The organism is Ramlibacter sp., assembly GCF_035627355.1.
Taxonomy (GTDB): Bacteria; Pseudomonadota; Gammaproteobacteria; order Burkholderiales; family Burkholderiaceae_C; genus Ramlibacter.
In genome coordinates, this window is the sequence record NZ_DASPLW010000025.1 from 1 (window position 1) to 19083 (window position 19083).

The following is a 19083-nucleotide window of genomic DNA, read 5'->3' on the forward strand; positions in this document are numbered from 1 at the left end:
GGCCCCAAGGGCCTGCCGAAGGACGTCGTCGACAAGGTGCATGCCGCCACCGTCAAGGCGCTGCAGGAACCGGCGGTGCGCAAGCGCATCGAGGACACCGGCTCGCTGATCATCGCCAACACGCCCGAGCAGTTCGCCGAGCAGATCAAGGCCGAGTTCGCCGTGTACCGCAAGGTGGTCGACAGCGCCAAGCTGCGCCTCGACTGACCCCGCTGCAGTGGCTGCCCAGGCCGCGCCCCGCAACAGGCCGCCCCCGGGCGGCTTGTTCGCTTCCGTCGACGAGTTCATCGACGCGCTCTGGCTGGAGGAAGGCCTGGCGCGCAACACGCTGGCCGCCTACCGGCGCGACCTGACGCTGTACGCGCAGTGGCTGCGGGGGCGCGGCGGCACGCTGGAGCGCACCACCGAGGCCGACCTGCTGGCCTACTTCGCGGCCCGCCACGACCGCACCCGGGCCAGCTCGGCCAACCGGCGGCTGGCCGTGTTCAGGCGTTATTTCCGCTGGGCGCTGCGCCAGCGGCTGGTCGATGCCGATCCCACGCTGAAGCTGCAGCCGGCCAAGCGCCCGCAGCGCATCCCGCGCACGCTGACCGAGGCGCAGGTGGAGGCGCTGCTGGCGGCGCCGGAGGTGGACACTCCGCTGGGCCTGCGCGACCGTGCCATGCTGGAGCTGATGTACGCCAGCGGCCTGCGCGTGAGCGAGCTGGTGACGCTCAAGGTGATCCACCTGGGCATGGCCGAGCACGTGGTCCGGGTGATGGGCAAGGGCAGCAAGGAGCGGCTGGTGCCCTTCGGCCAGGTGGCGCGCGACTGGATCGTGCGCTACCTCGGGCAGGCGCGCGCCGGGATCCTCGGCGGCCAGCAGAGCGAGGACCTGTTCGTCACCGCGCGCGGCAAGGGCATGACGAGGACCATGTTCTGGATGCTGGTGCGCAAGCACGCGCAGGCGGCCGGCATCACGGCGCCGCTGTCGCCGCACACGCTGCGCCATGCCTTCGCCACCCACCTGCTGAACCACGGCGCCGACCTGCGCGCGGTGCAGATGCTGCTGGGCCACGCGGACATCTCCACCACCACCATCTACACCCACGTGGCGCGCGAGCGGCTCAAGGTGCTGCATGCGCAGCACCATCCGCGCGGGTGATCGCTGGCTACGCCGCCTTCTCCCCCAGCCGCCTCAGCTTCTGCATCCACTTCGCGGCGTCCCCGGCCTCGAGGTTGCCGACGCCGCCGATCAGCGTCTCGTGGATGGGCGCCATGCCGACGAAGCCGAGGATGTTGCGTTCCAGCGAGCGGATGCTGTGGGCGCGGAAGTACCAGCGGTAGACCAGCGCCGGCATCCCCATGGTGCAGACCACCCGGGCCGAGCGGCCGGTGAGGCCCTTGCGGGTGAAGGCGGTGCCGCGCTCCGCGTACTCGAAGGCGAACCCGGGCCGCGCGACCTGTTCCAGGAAGGCCTTGACCAGCGCCGGCATGTCGCCCAGCCAGAGCGGGAAGACCAGCACCAGGTGCTCGGCCCAGCGGATGTCCTGCTGCGCGGGCGCCAGCGAGGGCGGCACCTGGCCGTGCTCCCAGTCGTGCTGGCTGCGCAGCAGCGGGACGTCGAGGCGGGCGATGTCCAGCGTGCGCACCTCGTGGCCGGCCTCTCGGGCGCCGGCCGCGTAGCTGTCGGCGAGCGCATGGCACAGGTGCGGCGCGCTCGCGTCGGGATGGCCTTGCAGGATCAGGATCTTGCGCTTCATGCAGCCATGCTAGCCAGCCCGCCGCGTGCGGCGCCTGCCCTGCCTCAAGTACAGTTGCTGTCCTTGGACCCGCACGCCACCTCAACGGAAGCCGGCCGCCGCACCGCCTGGGCCATGCTCATGGCACTGACCTGCGGCTTCGCGCTCAGCCAGGCCTACCGCACCGTCGCCGCCATCATCGCGCCGCCGCTGCAGCAGGAGTTCGGGCTCACGCCGGAACAGCTCGGCCTGTTCGCCGGCGCCTTCCATTTCTCGTTTGGCGCGCTGCAGCTGTTCATGGGCATAGGCATCGACGTGTGGGGGCCGCGCCGAACGGTGCTGGTGGCCTCGCCGCTGACCGTCATCGGCGCGTTGATGGCGGCCGGCGCCGACGGCTTCGCCCAGCTGCTGCTGGCACAGGTGGTGATCGGCATCGGCTGCGCCCCGGCCTTCCTGGTCTGCACGGTCTTCATCGCGCGCCGCTTCGAGGGCGACCGCTTCGCCGCCGTCTCGGGCGCGGTGCTGGGCATAGGCTCGGTCGGCCTGCTGCTCACCGGCACGCCGCTGGCCTGGCTGGTGGAGCTGGCATCGTGGCGGGCCGGCTACCTGGCCCTGGGCGCCTGTTCGGTCGCGGCGTGGCTGGGGATCTGGTGGCTGGTCGAGGAGGCGCCGGCGCCCGCGGGCTCGCCGGCGCCGCCCGGCGTGCTGGCGGCCCTGCGCGGCTACGGCGAGCTGTTCTCGCTGCGGCACACCTGGGGCATCCTGGTGCTGGCGACCTTCACCTATGCGTCCGTGCTGACGCTGCGGGGGCTCTGGCTGGGGCCGCTGCTGGTGGAGCGGCATGGCTTCTCGCTGGTGCAGGCCGGGCACGTGGCGCTGGCGGTCTCGGTCATGGGCATGCTGGGCCCGCCGCTGTTCGGCCGGCGCGATCCCGGCGGCGCGCGGCGGCGCCGCTGGCTGGTCGGCTACACGCTGGTCGTGGCCGCCATGTACGCGGCCATGGCGTTCAACCGGGCTGCCACGGTGGACGTGGTGGTGAGCATCGTCATGAGCCTGGTCTCCGGCTACATCGTGCTGCAGTACGCCGACGTGCGCTCGGCCTACCCGCCGCCCATGATCGGGCGCGCGATGGCGGTGTTCACCATGGCGCTGTTCCTGGGCGTGGCGCTGGTTCAGTGGCTCACCGGCTTGGTGGCCGCGGCGGCGCCGGCCTGGGGCCTGGAGACCTACGAGGCCGTGCTCGGCGCCATCGCGCTGATGCTGGCGCTGGCGGCCGTCGCCTTCAGGGTGCTGCCGGGGCCGCGCTGAGGCGGGGCTGCCACTTGCCCAGCACGCGCGCCACGCGCCGCGGGCCGCCCTCGACGTGCTCGAGCAGGTCGAGGCGGGCGAAGCGCCAGGCATCCAGCACCGCCAGCATGTCGTCGCCGGTCCCTATGTCCCGCCCACGCAGCGTGCCGATCGGCAGCGGCTGCTTGCCCCACAGCGAGGCAAGGAAGGCCGCCACCTCCCGCGCATGCGGCGAGCCGCATTCGTCGGCGACGTGCAGCAGGCGGTCGAGGGCCGCCAGCCCGGCCTCGGTGGCCTGGTGCGACCGGTACTCCTCGGCCACCAGGCGGGCCCGCTCCAGCAGCGTGCCTTCGTGGTCGACGCGCAGGCAGTCGCCACGGCCGACGACTTTCTGGATGCGGTTGATGCGTTCCAGGCTGGCCCGGTGCCGCCGCTCTCGATCCGCCTTGTCCATCGTCGGCCTCCGTCCGCGAGCGGGATTCGCGGATGAGTCCTTGTACTGCGGAAAGTCGCGGCCGTGAATCGGGACTGCCATGCGGAGGGCGCCGGGCCGGTGCTGCGGCAGCGCGGCCGTGTCGCGGCGGCCACAATGGCCTCGGACGCGGCGGCGTGGAAAGCAGACACGCACCGAAGCCGGCGGCGGCGCAGCCTCCCCGAACAAGCGCAGGGCTGAAGGGCCTGCGTGCGCCCCGCGGGATAAGGGCGGCCTAACGACCGTTCGCCGGAGTAGCGCCCGGCCCGCGTCCCTCCGAGGTCGCCGGTGGACGTCAGCCCTGCAGGGCGGCCAGTTCCGGCTCCTCGAAACCGGCGCGGCGGCGCGCCTCGAGGTTGAAGGGGCCGCGCAGCCGCGGCGCACCGTAGCGCGCGGCCAGGTCGGCGTAGGCCTGGATGGGGTCCAGCCCGCGCTCCGTGCACAGCACGCGGTACCAGTGGTTGCCCACCGCCACGTGGCCGATCTCGTCGCGCAGGATGATGTCCAGGATCTCGGCGCCGCGCCGGTCGCCGGCCTTGAGCAGCTTGGCCTTGATCGGCGGCGAGGCGTCGAGGCCGCGCGCCTCCAGGGTGCGCGGCACCAGCGCGAGGCGGGCGAGCAGGTCGCCGCGGGTCTTCTGCGCCATCTCCCACAGGCCGTTGTGCGCGGGGAAGTCGCCGTAGTCGTGTCCCATGGTCTGCAGGTGCGCGCGCAGCAACTGGAAGTGCAGCGCCTCCTCCTGCGCGATCGCCATCCACTGCCGATAGAACAGGGGCGGCAGCCCGGCGAAGCGCCAGACGATGTCGGCGGCCAGGTCGATGGCGTTGAGCTCGATGTGGGCCAGCGCGTGGATCAGCGCGGCGCGGCCTTCGGGCGTGTGCACCGAGCGCGGCTTCAGCTCGGCGGGTGCCACCAGTCGCGGCTGCGCGGGCCGGCCGGGAATACCGGCCGGCTCGGCGATCGCTTCGGCCTCGCCGAGCTCGCCATCGGCGCGCAGCGCACGCGCCATGTCGGCCTTCAGCCCCGGCTCGGGCTGCAACAGCACGGCCAGTGCCTCCTGTCGCGCAGTACGCATCCCTACAATTCTAGGTTTCAGCATCAACGAACCCTTCCATGGCCCTCTACGAACTCGATGGTGTCGCGCCCCGGCTGGGCGAGAGCGCCTGGATCGCCGACAGTGCGCAGGTGATCGGCAAGGTCGAACTCGGCGACAACGCCAGCGTGTGGTTCAACACCGTGATCCGCGGCGACACCGAGACCATCCGCATCGGCAACGGCAGCAACATCCAGGACGCCTGCGTGCTGCACGCCGACGAAGGCAAGCCGCTGACCATCGGGGCCAACGTCACGGTGGGCCACCAGGTCATGCTGCACGGCTGCACGGTGGGCGACAACTCGCTGATCGGCATCCAGTCGGTGGTGCTCAACGGCGCGAAGATCGGCCGCAACTGCATAGTCGGCGCCGGGAGCGTGATCACCGAAGGCAAGGAGTTCCCCGACAACTCGCTCATCATCGGCGCGCCCGCCAAGGTGGTGCGCACGCTGGACGAGGCCGCCGCCGCCAAGCTGGCGCGCAGCGCCGAGGGCTACGTGAACAACAGCCGGCGCTTCGCCAAGGGCTTGAAGAAGATCGGCTGATCGCCATCTGCCCCGGTTTGGGCCAACTTCCCGCATGTCGGAGCTCCACAAATTCATCTTCGAAGGCCTGCCGGTGCGCGGAGCGCTGGTCCGGCTGACCGACGCCTGGACCGAGATCCTGGCGCGGCGCCAGGCCAACAGCGCCACCGGGGCCTGGCCTCCGGCCGTGGCCGAGCTGCTGGGCGAGATGGCCGCCGCCGGCGTGCTGATGCAGTCCAACATCAAGTTCAACGGCGCGCTGGTGCTGCAGGTGTTCGGCGACGGACCGGTCAAGGTGGCCGTCGCCGAGGTGCAGCACGACCTCAGCCTGCGCGTCACGGCCAAGGTGCTGGGCGACGTGCAGCTGAACGACCGCCTGCCCGAACTGGTGAACGTGCACAACAAGGGCCGTTGCGCCATCACGCTGGACCCGCGCGACAAGCTGCCGGGGCAGCAGCCCTACCAGGGCGTGGTGCCGCTGCACGGGGACCGCGGCGAGAAGCTGGAGCGGCTCAGCGACGTGCTGCAGCACTACATGCTGCAGTCCGAGCAGCTCGACACCACGCTGGTGCTGGCGGCCGACGCCAAGGTGGCGGCCGGGCTGCTGATCCAGCGGCTGCCGCTGGAAGGCGAGGGCAACCTGGCCGGCTCCATGGTGTCCAAGGCGAACGAGGACGAGATCGGCCTCAACGAGCACTACAACCGGATCGCGACCCTGGCGGCCACCCTCCAGCGCGACGAGCTGCTCGAGCTGGATGCCGACACCGTCCTGCGCCGGCTGTTCTGGGAGGAGCGGCTGATGCGCTTCCCCACCCAGGTGCCGCGCTTCGCCTGCACCTGCAGCCGCGAGCGCGTCGCCAACATGATCCGCAGCCTGGGCCGCGAGGAAGCCGACAGCATCGTCGAGGAGCAGGGCGGCATCGAGGTCGGCTGCGACTTCTGCGGCCAGCAGTACCGCTTCGATGCGGTGGATGCGGCGCAGCTGTTCGCCTCGCCCGGCGACCAGCCGCCGGTGACGACGGCGGTGCAGTGACGCCTAAAGCCCTGGATCCCCGCTTGCTCGGGGATGACGGAGGCCAGTGAAGAGGCGGTGCTCGCAATCCGGGTCGCTGCACTTGTCGCAGCCCCATTTCCACCGGCTGGCACCTGGACTCGTTGGCTGCTCCCCCAGCAGCGCCAGCACCGGTGCCAGCGCGTTGCGCGTGCGTTCCTCCCCGTGGCCGTAGACCACCCGGTAGGGCACGCCCGCCTTGGACAGGCCCTCGCGCACCAGCGCGTCGACCGGCTCGCGCACGTGCGGCCCGTCGCGCTGCAGGCCGTCGGCCACCCAGGGCAGGTCCAGGCCGGTGACCAGCGTCAGGTCGTAGCCGCGCTGGCGCTCCAGCGCGAAGCGGTACAGCGTGCCGTCCTCGAACAGCATGGCGCTGTAGATCGCCACCATCAGCGCCGTGGTGTCGGCGATCACGATGTCGTGGCCGGCCGCCGCGGCATCCACCCGCTGCTCCTGCGCCTGCGCGATCGGCAGCTGCTCCTCGGGCCGCGGCGTGCGGCCTTCGCGTGCGCACCACTCGCGAAGGACCTCGGGAACCACGGCGACGCGATGGCCGCGCGCACGCAGCGCTTGCGCCATCCGCTGCGAGAGCTCGGTCTTGCCGGTGCTCTCGGCGCCGAGCAGGGCGATCTTCATGCGGCGGCCGCCCGCACGCGCCAGGCCCGCCAGCCCGCGACGCTCAGGGCGATGAACACGAGGTACAGCGCGGCCGTCAGCCACAGGCCCTTGTAGGCGAACAGGGCCACGCTGACCGCATTGACCGCGATCCAGGCCAGCCAGTTCTCCAGCAGCTTGCGGCCCAGCAGGAACTGGCCGACCAGGCTGAGCGCAGTGGGGAAGGCGTCCCACCAGGGCACGTCGGTATCGGTGAAGGTCCGCAGCACCCAGCCGAGCGCCGGCCATGCCAGCGCGAACGCCAGCAGCGAGGCGGCCCAGCCGCGTGCCGTGAGCCGGTGCACCCGCAGCGGCGCGCCGTCGCTGCCCCGGCCGCGCAGCCACTGCGCCCAGCCCCACAGCGCGACCACCGCGAAGGCGACCTGCAGCCAGGCCTCGCCGTACAGGCGGCTGCGCCAGAACAGCAGGAAATAGAGCAGCGAGGCCACGATGGCGAGCGGCCAGCCCCAGTGGATCTCGCGGATGTTGAAGCCGACCATGGCCAGGGACAGCACGACGGCCACCAGCTCCAGCCAGGTGACCGGCGAGCCCCACAGGGTGAACGCCGACAGGAGCAGGAACTCGGGCATCAGCCGGCCCGCCGCGCGCTGCGCCGGCGCCCCACGAAGCCGCTTCGCCTCACCGGGGCTTCACGACGTTGACGAAGATTTCGTCGGGCTTGACCATGCCCAGCTCGGCGCGGGCCTTCTCTTCCACCATCTCCAGGCCTTCCTTCAGGTCGCGCACCTCGGCCGCGAGCCGTTCGTTGGCCTGCTGCGCCTGGAGATTGGCGGCCTTCTGCTGCTCCAGCTTGCGCTGCATCTCGGCCACGCTGCCCACGCTGCCCCGCCCGAACCAAAGCTGCGCATGCACGATGGCGAGCAGCGCGACCAGCAGCAGCGGAACGAGGCGGGAGGACATGGCCGTGTCCGCTGGGCGGGCGGTGGCTAGCGCAGGTTGTAGAAGGCGGCGCGCCCGGGGTACTGCGCGATGTCGCCCAGGTCTTCCTCGATGCGCAGCAGCTGGTTGTACTTGGCCATGCGGTCCGAGCGCGACAGCGAGCCGGTCTTGATCTGGCCGGCGTTGGTGCCCACCGCGATGTCGGCGATGGTGCTGTCCTCGGTCTCGCCCGAGCGGTGGCTGATCACGGCCGTGTAGTTGGCGCGCTTGGCCATCTCGATGGCGGCGAAGGTCTCGGTCAGGGTGCCGATCTGGTTGATCTTGATGAGGATGGAGTTGGCGATCTTCTTGTCGATGCCTTCCTTCAGGATCTTCGTGTTCGTGACGAACAGGTCGTCGCCCACCAGCTGCACGCGCGAGCCCAGCTTGTCGGTGAGCTGGCGCCAGCCGTCCCAGTCGCCTTCGGCCATGCCGTCCTCGATGCTGATGATCGGGTACTTGTCGCACCAGGACGCCAGGATGTCGCCCCAGGCGCCGGCTTCCAGCACCTGCCCTTCGGCCTCGACGTGGTACTTGCCGTCCTTGAAGAACTCGCTGGAGGCGCAGTCCAAACCCAGCGCAACCTGCTCGCCCGGCCGGTAGCCGGCGGCCTCGATCGCCTGCAGGATCATGCCGATAGCGGCCTCGTGGTTCTCCACGTTGGGCGCGAAGCCGCCCTCGTCGCCGACCGCCACGCTCATGCCCTTGTCGTGGATGATCTTCTTCAGGGCGTGGAACACCTCGGCACCGTAGCGCAGCGCCTCGCGGAAGCTGGGAGCCCCCACCGGGATGATCATCAGCTCCTGCAGGTCGAGGTTGTTGTTGGCGTGGGCGCCGCCGTTGACCACGTTCATCATGGGCACCGGCAGCTGGCAGCCGTTCATGCCGCCGAAGTAGCGGTACAGCGGCAGCCCCGATTCCTCGGCCGCCGCGCGCGCCACCGCCATGGACACCGCCAGCATGGCGTTGGCGCCCAGCTTGCTCTTGTTCTCGGTGCCGTCCAGGTCGATCAGCGTCTTGTCCAGGAAGCCCTGCTCGGAGGCATCCAGGCCCAGCACGGCCTCGGAGATCTCGGTGTTGATGTGCTCCACCGCGCGCAGCACGCCCTTGCCCAGGTAGCGGGCCTTGTCGCCGTCGCGCAGCTCGATGGCCTCGCGCGAGCCGGTGGACGCGCCGGAGGGCACGGCCGCGCGGCCCATGGTGCCGGACTCCAGCAGCACGTCGCATTCCACGGTGGGGTTGCCGCGCGAATCCAGGATCTCGCGGCCGACGATGTCAACGATTGCACTCATTCAGGCTTCTCTCGGTTTCTTGGGGAATTCGGTTTCAGACCGGCGCGGCGACGCCCTCGACCAGCACCATGTTGAAGAAGGAGGTCGCGCCGGCGCGCAGCTGGCGCGCCTGGGTGTACTGCGCGTCGTCGTAGAAGGCCTTGGCCTGCTCGAAGCTGGGGAAGCGCAGCATGGCCATGCGGGCCGGCTTCCAGTCGCCCTCCAGTGTCTCGTGGCGGCCGCCGCGCACCAGGTACTCGCCGCCGAAGGCCTTGACGGCCTCGGGCGCGCGCGCCATGTATTCCTTGTAGCGCTCCGGGTCGGAGATGTTCATGTCGACGATGACGTAGGCGGCAGGCATGCGTTTCTCCTTGGCGCTCAGGCGCTGAAATCGTTCTCGAGGAATCCGTTCTTCTTGGTGACCCGGTCGAGCGCCAGCAGGGTCTCGAGCAGGGCCTGCATGTGCTTGAGCGGCACCGCATTGGGGCCGTCGGACAGGGCCTTGGCCGGGTCCGGGTGCGTCTCCATGAACACGCCCGCCACGCCCACGGCGATGGCCGCGCGTGCCAGCACCGGCACCATCTCGCGCTGGCCGCCGGAGCTGGTGCCCTGGCCGCCGGGCAGCTGCACCGAGTGCGTCGCGTCGAACACCACCGGCGCGCCGGTCTCGCGCATGATCGCCAGCGAGCGCATGTCCGACACCAGGTTGTTGTAGCCGAAGCTGGCGCCGCGTTCGCAGGCCATGAAGCTGTCCTCGGGCAGGCCCTTCTCGCGCGCGGCGGCGCGGGCCTTGTCGATGACGTTCTTCATGTCGTGCGGCGCCAGGAACTGGCCCTTCTTGATGTTCACCGGCTTGCCCGACTGCGCCACGGCGCGGATGAAATCGGTCTGGCGGCACAGGAAGGCGGGCGTCTGCAGCACGTCCACCACCTTGGCCACCTCGGGGATCTCCGCTTCGGTGTGCACGTCGGTGAGCACCGGCAGGCCCAGGTCCTTCTTCACCTTGGCCAGGATCTCCAGCCCGCGCGCCATGCCGGGGCCGCGGAAGCTGGTGCCTGAGGAGCGGTTGGCCTTGTCGTAGCTGCTCTTGAAGATGAAGGGAATGCCCAGCGCGGCCGTGATCTCCTTCAGCCGGCCGGCCGTGTCCATCTGCAACTGCTCGCTCTCGACCACGCAGGGGCCGGCGATCAAGAAAAAGGGCCTGTCCAGGCCCACGTCGAAGCCACAGAGCTTCATTTCAGGCAACCGCCTTCAGTTTGTTGCTGCCCGGCTTCTTCTGCGCCTGGTGGTCCAGCGCGGCCTTGATGAAGGCGTTGAACAGCGGGTGGCCATCCCAGGGGGTGGACTTGAATTCGGGGTGGAACTGCACGCCCATGAACCAGGGGTGCGCCTCCTGCGGCAGCTCGACGATCTCGGTCAGGTGCTCGCGCTGGGTGAGCGCGGAGATCACCAGCCCGGCGTCGCGCAGGCGGTCCAGGTAATGGACGTTGGCCTCGTAGCGGTGGCGGTGGCGCTCGTTCACCACGTCGCCGTAGATCCGGTGGGCCAACGTTTGCTTGGCGACGTCGGAGCTCTGCGCCCCCAGCCGCATGGTGCCGCCCAGGTCGGACTGCTCGGTGCGCGTCTTGATGGTGCCGTCGGCGTCCTGCCATTCGGTGATCAGCGCGATCACCGGGTGCGGCGTGTCCGGCTCGAACTCGGTGCTGTTGGCGTCCTTCAGGCCGGCCACGTGGCGCGCGTACACGATGGTCGCGACCTGCATGCCCAGGCAGATGCCCAGGTAGGGCACCTTGTTCTCGCGCGCGAAGCGGGCGGCGGCGATCTTGCCTTCGATGCCGCGCTTGCCGAAGCCGCCGGGGACCAGCACGGCGTCGTACTGGGCCAGCTGCTTGACGCTGTCGGGCGTGAGCATCTCCGAATCGAGGTAGTCGATCTTCACCCGGACGTGGTTCTTCAGCCCGGCGTGCTTGAGCGCCTCGTTCAGCGACTTGTAGCTGTCGGACAGGTCGACGTACTTGCCGACCATGGCGATGCTCACCTCGCCCTGCGGGTGCTCGACCTCGTACACCAGGTCGTCCCAGCGCTTGAGGTTGGCAGGCGGCGTGTTCAGGCGCAGCTTGTCGCAGATCAGGCCGTCCAGGCCCTGCTCGTGCAGCATGCGCGGCACCTTGTAGATGGTGTCCACGTCCCACATCGAGATCACGCCCCACTCGGGCACGTTGGTGAACAGCGAGATCTTGGCCCGCTCTTCCTCGGGGATGCGGCGGTCGGCGCGGCACAGCAGGGCGTCGGCCGAGATGCCGATCTCGCGCAGCTTCTGCACCGTGTGCTGGGTCGGCTTGGTCTTGAGTTCGCCGGCGGCCGCGATGAACGGCACGTAGGTGAGATGCACGAAGGCGGTGCGGTTGGCACCCAGCCGCAGGCTCATCTGTCGCGCCGCCTCGAGGAAGGGCAGCGACTCGATGTCGCCCACCGTGCCGCCGATCTCCACGATGGCCACGTCGGCCGCATCGGCCTCGCCGACGTGGGCGCCGCGCTGGATGAACTCCTGGATCTCGTTTGTGACGTGCGGGATGACCTGCACGGTCTTGCCCAGGTAGTCGCCGCGCCGTTCCTTCTCGAGCACCGACTGGTAGATCCGGCCGGTCGTGAAGTTGTTGACCTTGCCCATGCGGGTGGTCACGAAACGTTCGTAGTGGCCCAGGTCCAGGTCGGTCTCGGCGCCGTCGTCGGTGACGAACACCTCGCCGTGCTGGAACGGCGACATCGTGCCCGGGTCCACGTTGATGTACGGGTCGAGCTTGATCAGGGTGACTTTGAGGCCCCGCGACTCGAGGATCGCAGCGAGGGAGGCTGAGGCGATTCCCTTGCCCAGGGAGGACACCACACCGCCGGTGACGAAGACGAATTTGGTCATGTCGATCGGAAGGCCGCTTCCGAATGGTGGTGGTAAAGCAGGATTATAGGGAAGGGGCGCCGCTTACACTCGCGCCATGAACGACCTGCAGGGCAAACGCCTCGTCCTCGGCCTGACCGGCGGCATCGCCTGCTACAAGGCGGCGGAACTGTGCCGGGCGCTGGTGAAGGAGGGCGCCTCGGTGCAGGTCGTGATGACCGAGGCGGCCGAGCGCTTCATCACTCCGGTCACGATGCAGGCGCTCTCGGGGCGCGCCGTGTTCACCTCGCAGTGGGACGCGCGCGAGCCGAACAACATGCCCCACATCAACCTGTCGCGCGAGGCCGATGCCATCGTCATCGCGCCGTGCAGCGCCGACTTCATGGCCAGGCTGGCCGTGGGCCGGGCCGACGAGCTGCTCAGCCTGATGTGCCTGGCCCGCCCGATCGGCCGGGTCCCGCTGCTGCTGGCGCCGGCGATGAACCGCGAGATGTGGGCCCACCCGGCCACCCAGCGCAACATGGCGCAGCTGGCGCAGGACGGCGCGGTGCTGCTCGGCGTCGGCCGCGGCGACCAGGCCTGCGGCGAGACCGGCGACGGCCGCATGCTGGAGCCGCAGGAGCTGCTGGAGGACATCACCGCCTTCCTGCAACCCAAGCCGCTGCGCGGCAAGCGGGTGGTGGTCACCGCCGGCCCGACCTTCGAGGCCATGGACCCGATCCGCGGCATCACCAACCATTCGTCGGGCAAGATGGGGTTCGCCATCGCGCGGGCCGCGCGCGAGGCCGGCGCCGAGGTCACGCTGGTGGCCGGCCCCGTGCACCTGCCCACCCCCCGAGGCGTGCAGCGGGTCGACGTGATGTCGGCGCGCCAGATGCTGCAGGCCACGCTGGCCGCGGTGCCGCAGGCCGACGTGTTCGTCGCCACCGCGGCCGTGGCCGACTGGCGCCCGTCCAGCGAAGCCGGCGAGAAGATCAAGAAGGACGGCTCGGGCCAGCCGCCGGTGCTGGCCTTCACCGAGAACCCGGACATCCTGCTGACCGTGGCACAGGGCGAGCGGGCCCGCAGCGGCGCGCTGTTCTGCGTCGGCTTCGCCGCCGAAAGCCACGACCTGCTGGCCCACGCTCGCGCCAAGCGCGAGCGCAAGGGCATCCCGCTGCTGGCCGGCAACATCGGCCCGCTCACCTTCGGCCTGGACGACAACCAGCTGCTGCTGGTGGACGAGCACGGCGAGCAGGAGCTGCCGCGCGCCCCCAAGCTGCAACTGGCGCGCATGCTGGTCGCCGAAATCGCACGCCGGCTGCCCGGCACCCTTCCCGCATGAAAGTCGACGTCAAGATCCTGGATCCACGCATGGTGGACCAGCTGCCCACCTATGCCACGCCCGGCAGCGCCGGCCTGGACCTGCGCGCCTGCATCGAGCAGCCGCTGGAACTGCCGCCCAACGACTGGAAGCTGGTGCCCACCGGCATCGCGATCTGGCTGAAGGACCCCGGCTACGCGGCGATGATCCTGCCCCGCTCGGGGCTGGGCCACAAGCACGGCATCGTGCTGGGCAACCTGGTCGGCCTGATCGACAGCGACTACCAGGGGCAGCTGATGGTCAGCTGCTGGAACCGGAGCGGGACCCCGTTCACCCTGCAGCCGATGGAGCGCCTGGCCCAGCTGGTGATCGTGCCGGTGGTGCAGGCCGAATTCAACGTGGTCGCCGAGTTCCCCGCCACCCAGCGGGGCGAGGGCGGCTACGGCTCCACCGGCAAGGGCTGAGGCGCACGCGCCGGCCCGACGAGCTCCTACACCCTCTCCCGCAGCCTCCTACAGCCATGCGCGGCGACGGCGGCGGCACGCCGGGAGCCGGACTGCCTGTAATGAAAAGCACGTGGCGCGCCTCGGCACGCCTGTTCGCATTTCAAGGAGAGTTCCATGGGCAACCGCTTCCTCAGCATCGCCGGTGCGACCGTCGTCGCCACCGGGCTCGTCGCCTGCGCCAACCCGACACAGCCGGTGGCCAGCTACCCCAGCACGCCGGTCTATCCGAGCGTGAGCACGGCGCCGTCCTCGTCGTACCCGAGCGCCACCACGGCGCAGACCGTGCCGCAGGGCGTGGAGTACGGCCGCGTGACCGACATCCAGACCGTGCAGATGGGCGCGACCAGCGCCACCAACCCCAGCGCCCGCAACGCGGTGGTGGGCGGCATCATTGGCGCGGTGGTGGGCAACATCGCCGGCAAGCACATCAACGACGGCGACAACCGCAGCGCGGCCACCGTGCTGGGTGGCGCGGCCGGCGCGATCGCCGGCAACCGCATCGGGCAGCGGCAGGAGAGCACGGCTGCGGCCGGTGCGGCCGGCCCGGCCTACCGCGTGACGGTGCAGACCGACCAGGGGCAGTGGCGCACGTACGAAGTCGGCGCGCTGGGCGACCTGCGGGTGGGCGACCGGGTGCGGGTGGAGAACGGCGTCATCTACCGGTCGTAGGCATCTACGCCGCAATCGTCCTGGTCATTCCCGCGAAGGCGGGAATCCAGGGCCTCCTGCCGCACTGCGCGCGGCCGACGGGCCCCGCGTCCGCGGGGATGACGGGTTTCACCCCACCCGGAAGAACCCCGTCCCCGCCGAGCCGCGGCCGATTTCCTCCTCGGTGGCTTCGCGCACGCCTTCCAGTTTCAGGTGCAGGCGCAGCGCGATGCCCGCCAGCGGGTGGTTGCCATCGACCACCACGTGCTCGGGATAGATCTCGGTGACCGTATAGAGCCGGTCGGCCGGCGCCTGGGGGTTGGCGCCCTTGGGCAGGCCTTCGAAGGTCATGCCTTCCTCCAGTTCCGCCGGGAACAGGGTGCGCGGCTCCAGGAACACCAGCTGGTCGTCGTAGTCGCCGAAGGCGTCCTCGGGCTCCAGGTGAAGGTCCAGCCGCGCGCCGGGCTCGTGTCCCTGCAGGGCCTCCTCGATGCGGGCGAGCAGGTCGTCGCCGCCGACCAGGAACTCCACGGGTTCCGACAGGGAGTCGAGTTCATCGCCGAGCGTGTCCTTGAGCGTCCAGGTCAGCGCGACGACGCATTGCGGGGTGACTTGCATAGGCGAGAATTCTCGCAGTTCCCCCGCCCTCGATGGACGTCCACCTGCCCCTGCCGCTGCTTGGCGGCCTCTCCCCGCGCCAGTTCATGAAGCGCCACTGGCAGCGCAAGCCGCTGCTGGTGCGCGGCGCCGTGCCCGCCTTCCAGCCGCTGCTGAGTCGCAGCGAGCTGTTCGCGCTGGCGGCGCGCGAGGAGGTGGAGTCGCGCATCGTCGAGCAGCGAGCGGGCGCGAAGTGGAACCTGCGGCGCGGTCCCTTCGGTCGCCGCGCCCTGCCGCCGCTGGCGCGGCCCGGCTGGACGCTGCTGGTGCAGGGCGTGGACCTGCACCTGGACGCCGCCCATGAGTTGCTGCAGTCGTTCCGCTTCGTGCCGCAGGCCCGCCTGGACGACCTGATGATCAGCTACGCCACCGACGGTGGGGGCGTAGGCCCCCATTTCGACAGCTACGACGTGTTCCTGCTGCAGGCGCAGGGGCGACGCCGCTGGCGCATCGGCCGGCAGGAGGACCTCTCGCTGCAGGAAGGCGTGCCGCTGAAGATCCTGGCGGCCTTCGAGCCGGAGGAGGAATACACGCTGGAGGCCGGCGACATGCTCTACCTGCCGCCCCGCTACGCGCACGACGGCATCGCCGAGGGCGAGTGCCAGACCTACTCGATCGGCTTCCGCTCGCCGCAGCGGGCCGAGCTCGCGCGCGAGCTGCTGCTGCGGCTGGCGGAAGAGGACGCCGGCGCCGCGGGCGAAGCCGTCTATCGCGATCCGGGCCAGGTCGCCGTCCGGGCGCCCGGTGAAGTCCCGGCCGAGCTGCAGCGCTTCGCGCAGGAGGCGTTGCGCGCCGCGCTGAAGGATCCGCAGGCGCTGCCGCGCGCGCTGGGCGAATACCTGAGCGAGCCCAAGCCCGACGTCTGGTTCGACGCGGGGCACGCGCCACGCGCGTGGCGCTCGGTCCGCCTGGACCGCCGCACCCGCATGCTGTACGACGGCCGCCACCTGTTCATCAACGGCGAGAGCTGGCATGCGTCCGGGCCGGACGCGCGCCTGATGCGCAAGCTGGCCGACGAGCGCCGGCTGGGCCCGACCGAACTCGCGCGTGCGAGCGAAGAGGCGCTGCAGCTGCTGGCCGGCTGGTGCGAGGCCGGGTGGGCCCACGAGGAGCCGGCGTGAGCGAGCCGGCGCCGCTGCCGCAGGGGCGCTTCGAAGGGCGCGAGGCGTTCGCGCAGCGGGTGCGCGACGCGCTGGCCTGCGCGGCGCGCGAGGGCTGGCGCGAGATCATCCTCAGCGACCCGGGGTTCGCCGACTGGCCGCTGGGCGAACGGGCGGTGGCCGAATCGCTGCAGGCCTGGTCGGCCAGCGGGCGCCGCTGCGTGCTGCTGGCGCGCCGCTACGACGAAGTGCCGCGCCGGCACGCGCGCTTCGTGACCTGGCGACAGACGTGGGCGCACATCATCGAGGCGCGCGCCTGTGCGTCGGCGGACGAAGGCGAGATCCCCAGCGCGATCTGGAGCCCGGGCTGGGTGATGCAGCGGCTGGACCCGCAGCGCTGCATCGGCGTGAGCGGTTGCGAGCCCGCGCGCCGCCTGGCACTGCGGGAAACGCTGGACGAATGGCTGCAGAAAAGTGCGCCCGCTTTTCCTGCAACAACACTGGGACTGTGAGGCCTTCTGCCAACAGGGTCGGCCACTCGAAAAGAGGTTCACACCTATAATTTTTTGCTGGACAGAGAGGGCTCGGGTGCCATCTGTTCCAGCGGTGCGCCAACCGGTTTGCGCCGCCGATTCGAACTACTACTACGACCCAAAGGATCATCCCAATGAAGAACTCGCTCGTCCTGGCCTCGCTGGTGGCCGCCGTGGCCCTGAGCGCCTGCGGCAAGACCGAAGAACCGGCCCCGGCTCCCGCGCCGGCTGCGGCTCCCGCCCCGGCTCCTGCCCCGGCCCCCGCTCCCGAGCCGGCCGCCGCTCCGGCCGCTGCCCCTGCTTCCGACGCCGCTGCCGCCGCTCCGGCTGCTGCCCCGGCCTCCGATGCGGCCGCTGCTGCGCCCGCCGCTGCCCCGGCTGCTTCCGCCGCCAGCAAGTAAGCGCATCGCGCTCGCTGCAGGAAGCCGCCTCCGGGCGGCTTTTTGTTTTCCGACGGTGAAGTCGAACGGTCGCCGCGCTACCAGGCGCTGCGACGTCGTGCCGTCAGGCCGACAGCCAGCCGCTGCCGCTCGGACCGTCGGCGACGTGGATCTCGACGGCCGTGCCCAGCGCCGATTCGAGCGCGGCCCGTGCGAGCTCGGGCCGGTTGTTCTGCTCGCTCAGGTGCGCGGCCACGACCTGGCGCAGCCCGTGCGCGAGCAGTGCCTGCGCGATGGCGGCGGCATCGCCGTTGGCCAGATGGCCCCAGTCGCCACCCACGCGCTTCTTCAGGAAGAAGGGGTAGGGCCCGGCCTGCAGCAGGTCCGGATCGTGGTTGCACTCCAGCAGCATGGTGGAGCAGCCGGCGAGCTGCGCCAGCACGTGCGGCGTGGCGTGCCCAAGATCGGTCAGCACGCCCAGTTGCGCCGCGCCGTCGGTGCAGCTCAGTTGCAGCGGCTCGCGCGTGTCGTGCGGGACGGTGAACGGCCGCACCCGCAGGTCGCCCAGCTCGATGTCCACCCCGTCGGCCGCGATGCGCAGCAGCCCGTCGAAGTCGGGCTGGCCCAGCCCCAGCCAGGTGCCCTCGGACATCCACACCGGGATGCGTTCGCGCAGAGCCAGCGAGCGCGCGCAGCCGATGTGGTCAGCGTGTTCGTGGGTGATGAAGATGGCGTCGATCTGCTCCGCCAGCATGCCGGCCTGGCCGAGCCGCTTGCCGAGCTGGCGGATGCCCAGCCCGCAATCGATCAGCAGGTGCGTGAGGGTGGTGCCGCTGCGCGCCTGGACGATCGTCGCGTTGCCCGAGCTGCCACTGCCCAGGCTCTTGAAACGCAGCATGAAGGGAGGAGGGCGTCGGGCGCCTGCGGGGGGCCGGCGGCGCCGGCCCGTTCCCGCGTGGCTTATTTCAGGTCGTCCGCGATCACCTGGACGATGCGTTGCGCATCGGCCGACGCTTCCGGCGCGCCCTGTGCGTTCAGCACCGAGACGGTGGTGGAGTCGCCCTGGCTGCGCACCGCGATGCGATATTTCAGCGGCGGTGCCGCCTGCTCGCTGCGACCGAAGTTGAGCAGCTTGCCCAGGAAGCTCGGCTCCTTCTTGTCCGGGTTCGGCGCCACGTAGCGCACGAAGTAGGTGCCCTGGCTGCGGTCGCGGTCCTCCACCGTGAAGCCGGTGCGGTCCAGCGCCAGGCCCACGCGGCGCCAGGCGCGGTCGAAGCCCTCGTCGATCTGCACGACCGGCGAGTTGTTGACGGTGGCCACGCGCGCGATAGGCTTGCTGGCGCCGGCGGCGACCAGCGCCCTGGACTGCTCCTGCGACACGCCCAGCTCGACCATCAGGCGGCGCAGGAATTCAGTCTCCAGCTCCGGGTCGGCCGGACGCGGCTGCCACACCGTCTGGTCCTTCTGGGTGTTGCTGTAGACCTCGACCATGCCGCGGTGGCTGATGTAGATCTCGGTGCCGCCGCTGGGGCTGCGCTCGAAGCGGGTGCGGAAGCGGTCGCGCTCGGCGGTGGAATAGACCGAGTCGATCAGCTTGCCCAGCGTGTTGCGGATGATGTCCTGCGGGATCTTGGCCCGGTTCTCGGCCCAGTCGGTTTCCATGATGCCCAGGTTGGGCTGGTCCATGGACAGCAGGAAGCCGTTCTCCTGCCAGAAGTCGCGCACCGGGCCCCACAGCTGGTCGGCCGGGCGGTTGACCACCAGCCAGCGCTTGTCGCCGGCGCGCTCGATGCGCACGTCCCCCACCGTGTTGGCGGCGGTGGGCACCCCGGGCGCGGCCTGTCCGACCTGGTAGGCGCTGGCCGTGACCGGGCCGCCGGGCACCTGGTAGCGCGAGTCGCGCGCGAGCTGCGTGAGGTCGGGCGGCACTTCCAGCGACGGGCCCTTGCTGGCCGACTTGTAGTCGATCCGGTCGTTCTCGAGGATCGAACAAGCCGCCAGCGCGGCGCAGGCGGCCAGCACGCCCAGCTTTGCAAATCGCTTCACGT

Annotated in this window: 23 protein-coding genes and 1 pseudogene; 11 read left to right on the forward strand and 13 right to left on the reverse strand. The window is 70.6% G+C overall.

Features of this window, described 5'->3' with window-relative positions; genetic code table 11:
- A pseudogene (locus VEC03_RS06845) lies at window positions 1-207 on the forward strand (tripartite tricarboxylate transporter substrate-binding protein); the annotation flags it as partial.
- A 55-nt stretch (window positions 208-262) separates the two neighbouring features.
- Window positions 263-1144, forward strand: a complete 882-nt coding sequence (gene xerD, locus VEC03_RS06850) for a site-specific tyrosine recombinase XerD (RefSeq protein ID WP_324913853.1) — start codon at window positions 263-265, stop codon at window positions 1142-1144.
- Between the two features lie 7 nt (window positions 1145-1151).
- On the opposite strand, the gene VEC03_RS06855 is transcribed toward xerD, so the two are convergent.
- Window positions 1152-1742 carry an NAD(P)H-dependent oxidoreductase gene (locus tag VEC03_RS06855; RefSeq protein WP_324913855.1) on the reverse strand — a complete coding sequence of 197 codons (591 nt, stop codon included), beginning with the start codon at window positions 1740-1742 and terminating at the stop codon, window positions 1152-1154.
- A 114-nt stretch (window positions 1743-1856) separates the two neighbouring features.
- On the opposite strand from VEC03_RS06855, the gene VEC03_RS06860 reads away from it, so the two are divergent.
- Window positions 1857-3029, forward strand: coding sequence for an MFS transporter (locus VEC03_RS06860; RefSeq protein WP_414708467.1), 1173 nt, complete (start codon window positions 1857-1859; stop codon window positions 3027-3029).
- Here VEC03_RS06860 and VEC03_RS06865 read toward each other — a convergent pair.
- On the reverse strand, window positions 3004-3462 hold the full coding sequence (locus VEC03_RS06865; RefSeq protein WP_324913859.1) for a DUF7673 family protein: 459 nt from the start codon (window positions 3460-3462) through the stop codon (window positions 3004-3006). The two genes, VEC03_RS06860 and VEC03_RS06865, sit on opposite strands and share 26 nt — an antisense overlap.
- Window positions 3463-3775: 313 nt before the next feature.
- Window positions 3776-4555 (reverse strand): ferritin-like domain-containing protein, encoded by a 780-nt coding sequence (locus VEC03_RS06870; protein WP_324913861.1) that lies wholly within the window; start codon window positions 4553-4555, stop codon window positions 3776-3778.
- 38 nt (window positions 4556-4593) lie between these two features.
- Between VEC03_RS06870 and VEC03_RS06875 the strand changes: the two genes are divergently transcribed.
- A complete protein-coding gene (locus VEC03_RS06875; protein WP_324913863.1) occupies window positions 4594-5118 on the forward strand; it encodes a gamma carbonic anhydrase family protein in 525 nt (174 codons plus the stop codon).
- Between the two features lie 34 nt (window positions 5119-5152).
- Window positions 5153-6130 (forward strand): Hsp33 family molecular chaperone HslO, encoded by a 978-nt coding sequence (locus VEC03_RS06880; protein ID WP_324913865.1) that lies wholly within the window; start codon window positions 5153-5155, stop codon window positions 6128-6130.
- A gap of 3 nt (window positions 6131-6133) precedes the next feature.
- Here VEC03_RS06880 and VEC03_RS06885 read toward each other — a convergent pair whose 3' ends face one another.
- The 7 genes from VEC03_RS06885 to VEC03_RS06915 are packed head-to-tail and all read right to left on the reverse strand — an operon-like array spanning window position 6134 to window position 11929.
- Window positions 6134-6784 (reverse strand): ATP-binding protein, encoded by a 651-nt coding sequence (locus VEC03_RS06885; RefSeq protein WP_324913868.1) that lies wholly within the window; start codon window positions 6782-6784, stop codon window positions 6134-6136.
- Window positions 6781-7392 carry a nicotinamide riboside transporter PnuC gene (gene pnuC, locus VEC03_RS06890; protein WP_324913870.1) on the reverse strand — a complete coding sequence of 204 codons (612 nt, stop codon included), beginning with the start codon at window positions 7390-7392 and terminating at the stop codon, window positions 6781-6783. Before pnuC ends, VEC03_RS06885 begins: the two co-directional genes overlap by 4 nt.
- A gap of 49 nt (window positions 7393-7441) precedes the next feature.
- Window positions 7442-7723 carry a cell division protein FtsB gene (ftsB, locus tag VEC03_RS06895; protein ID WP_324913872.1) on the reverse strand — a complete coding sequence of 94 codons (282 nt, stop codon included), beginning with the start codon at window positions 7721-7723 and terminating at the stop codon, window positions 7442-7444.
- A 26-nt stretch (window positions 7724-7749) separates the two neighbouring features.
- Window positions 7750-9033 carry a phosphopyruvate hydratase gene (eno, locus tag VEC03_RS06900; protein WP_324913874.1) on the reverse strand — a complete coding sequence of 428 codons (1284 nt, stop codon included), beginning with the start codon at window positions 9031-9033 and terminating at the stop codon, window positions 7750-7752.
- 34 nt (window positions 9034-9067) lie between these two features.
- Window positions 9068-9373: a DUF1330 domain-containing protein gene (locus VEC03_RS06905; RefSeq protein WP_324913876.1), complete on the reverse strand. Its 306-nt coding sequence runs from the start codon at window positions 9371-9373 to the stop codon at window positions 9068-9070.
- 17 nt (window positions 9374-9390) lie between these two features.
- Window positions 9391-10248 carry a 3-deoxy-8-phosphooctulonate synthase gene (gene kdsA / locus VEC03_RS06910; protein WP_324913878.1) on the reverse strand — a complete coding sequence of 286 codons (858 nt, stop codon included), beginning with the start codon at window positions 10246-10248 and terminating at the stop codon, window positions 9391-9393.
- 1 nt (window position 10249) lies between these two features.
- Window positions 10250-11929 carry a CTP synthase gene (locus VEC03_RS06915; protein WP_324913880.1) on the reverse strand — a complete coding sequence of 560 codons (1680 nt, stop codon included), beginning with the start codon at window positions 11927-11929 and terminating at the stop codon, window positions 10250-10252.
- A gap of 76 nt (window positions 11930-12005) precedes the next feature.
- Here VEC03_RS06915 and coaBC point away from each other — a divergent pair, with 76 nt between their 5' ends.
- The 3 genes from coaBC to VEC03_RS06930 all read left to right on the forward strand — a co-directional run bounded on the left by coaBC (window position 12006) and on the right by VEC03_RS06930 (window position 14386).
- A complete protein-coding gene (gene coaBC, locus VEC03_RS06920) occupies window positions 12006-13232 on the forward strand; it encodes a bifunctional phosphopantothenoylcysteine decarboxylase/phosphopantothenate--cysteine ligase CoaBC (RefSeq protein WP_324913882.1) in 1227 nt (408 codons plus the stop codon).
- Complete coding sequence (dut, locus tag VEC03_RS06925) at window positions 13229-13675, forward strand: dUTP diphosphatase (protein ID WP_324913884.1); 447 nt, start codon at window positions 13229-13231, stop codon at window positions 13673-13675. The genes coaBC and dut overlap by 4 nt, the downstream gene beginning before the upstream one ends.
- Before the next feature lie 156 nt (window positions 13676-13831).
- A complete protein-coding gene (locus VEC03_RS06930) occupies window positions 13832-14386 on the forward strand; it encodes a glycine zipper 2TM domain-containing protein (protein ID WP_324913886.1) in 555 nt (184 codons plus the stop codon).
- A 108-nt stretch (window positions 14387-14494) separates the two neighbouring features.
- Here the strand turns inward: VEC03_RS06930 and VEC03_RS06935 are convergent, their stop codons facing one another.
- A complete protein-coding gene (locus tag VEC03_RS06935) occupies window positions 14495-14983 on the reverse strand; it encodes a peptidylprolyl isomerase (protein ID WP_324913888.1) in 489 nt (162 codons plus the stop codon).
- Window positions 14984-15015: 32 nt separating this feature from the next.
- Between VEC03_RS06935 and VEC03_RS06940 the strand changes: the two genes are divergently transcribed.
- The 3 genes from VEC03_RS06940 (at window position 15016) to VEC03_RS06950 (ending at window position 17056) form a co-directional block, all read left to right on the forward strand.
- Window positions 15016-16143 carry a JmjC domain-containing protein gene (locus VEC03_RS06940; RefSeq protein WP_324913890.1) on the forward strand — a complete coding sequence of 376 codons (1128 nt, stop codon included), beginning with the start codon at window positions 15016-15018 and terminating at the stop codon, window positions 16141-16143.
- Window positions 16140-16634 carry a hypothetical protein gene (locus tag VEC03_RS06945; RefSeq protein ID WP_324913892.1) on the forward strand — a complete coding sequence of 165 codons (495 nt, stop codon included), beginning with the start codon at window positions 16140-16142 and terminating at the stop codon, window positions 16632-16634. The genes VEC03_RS06940 and VEC03_RS06945 overlap by 4 nt, the downstream gene beginning before the upstream one ends.
- A gap of 155 nt (window positions 16635-16789) precedes the next feature.
- The gene (locus VEC03_RS06950; protein ID WP_324913894.1) at window positions 16790-17056 is read left to right on the forward strand and encodes a hypothetical protein; all 267 of its coding nucleotides are present in this window, start codon (window positions 16790-16792) and stop codon (window positions 17054-17056) included.
- 103 nt (window positions 17057-17159) lie between these two features.
- Here VEC03_RS06950 and VEC03_RS06955 read toward each other — a convergent pair whose 3' ends face one another.
- Both VEC03_RS06955 and bamC read right to left on the reverse strand, forming a co-directional pair.
- On the reverse strand, window positions 17160-17933 hold the full coding sequence (locus VEC03_RS06955; protein WP_324913897.1) for an MBL fold metallo-hydrolase: 774 nt from the start codon (window positions 17931-17933) through the stop codon (window positions 17160-17162).
- Window positions 17934-17995: 62 nt separating this feature from the next.
- The gene (gene bamC / locus VEC03_RS06960) at window positions 17996-19081 is read right to left on the reverse strand and encodes an outer membrane protein assembly factor BamC (protein WP_324913899.1); all 1086 of its coding nucleotides are present in this window, start codon (window positions 19079-19081) and stop codon (window positions 17996-17998) included.
- Window positions 19082-19083: the final 2 nt, after the last annotated feature.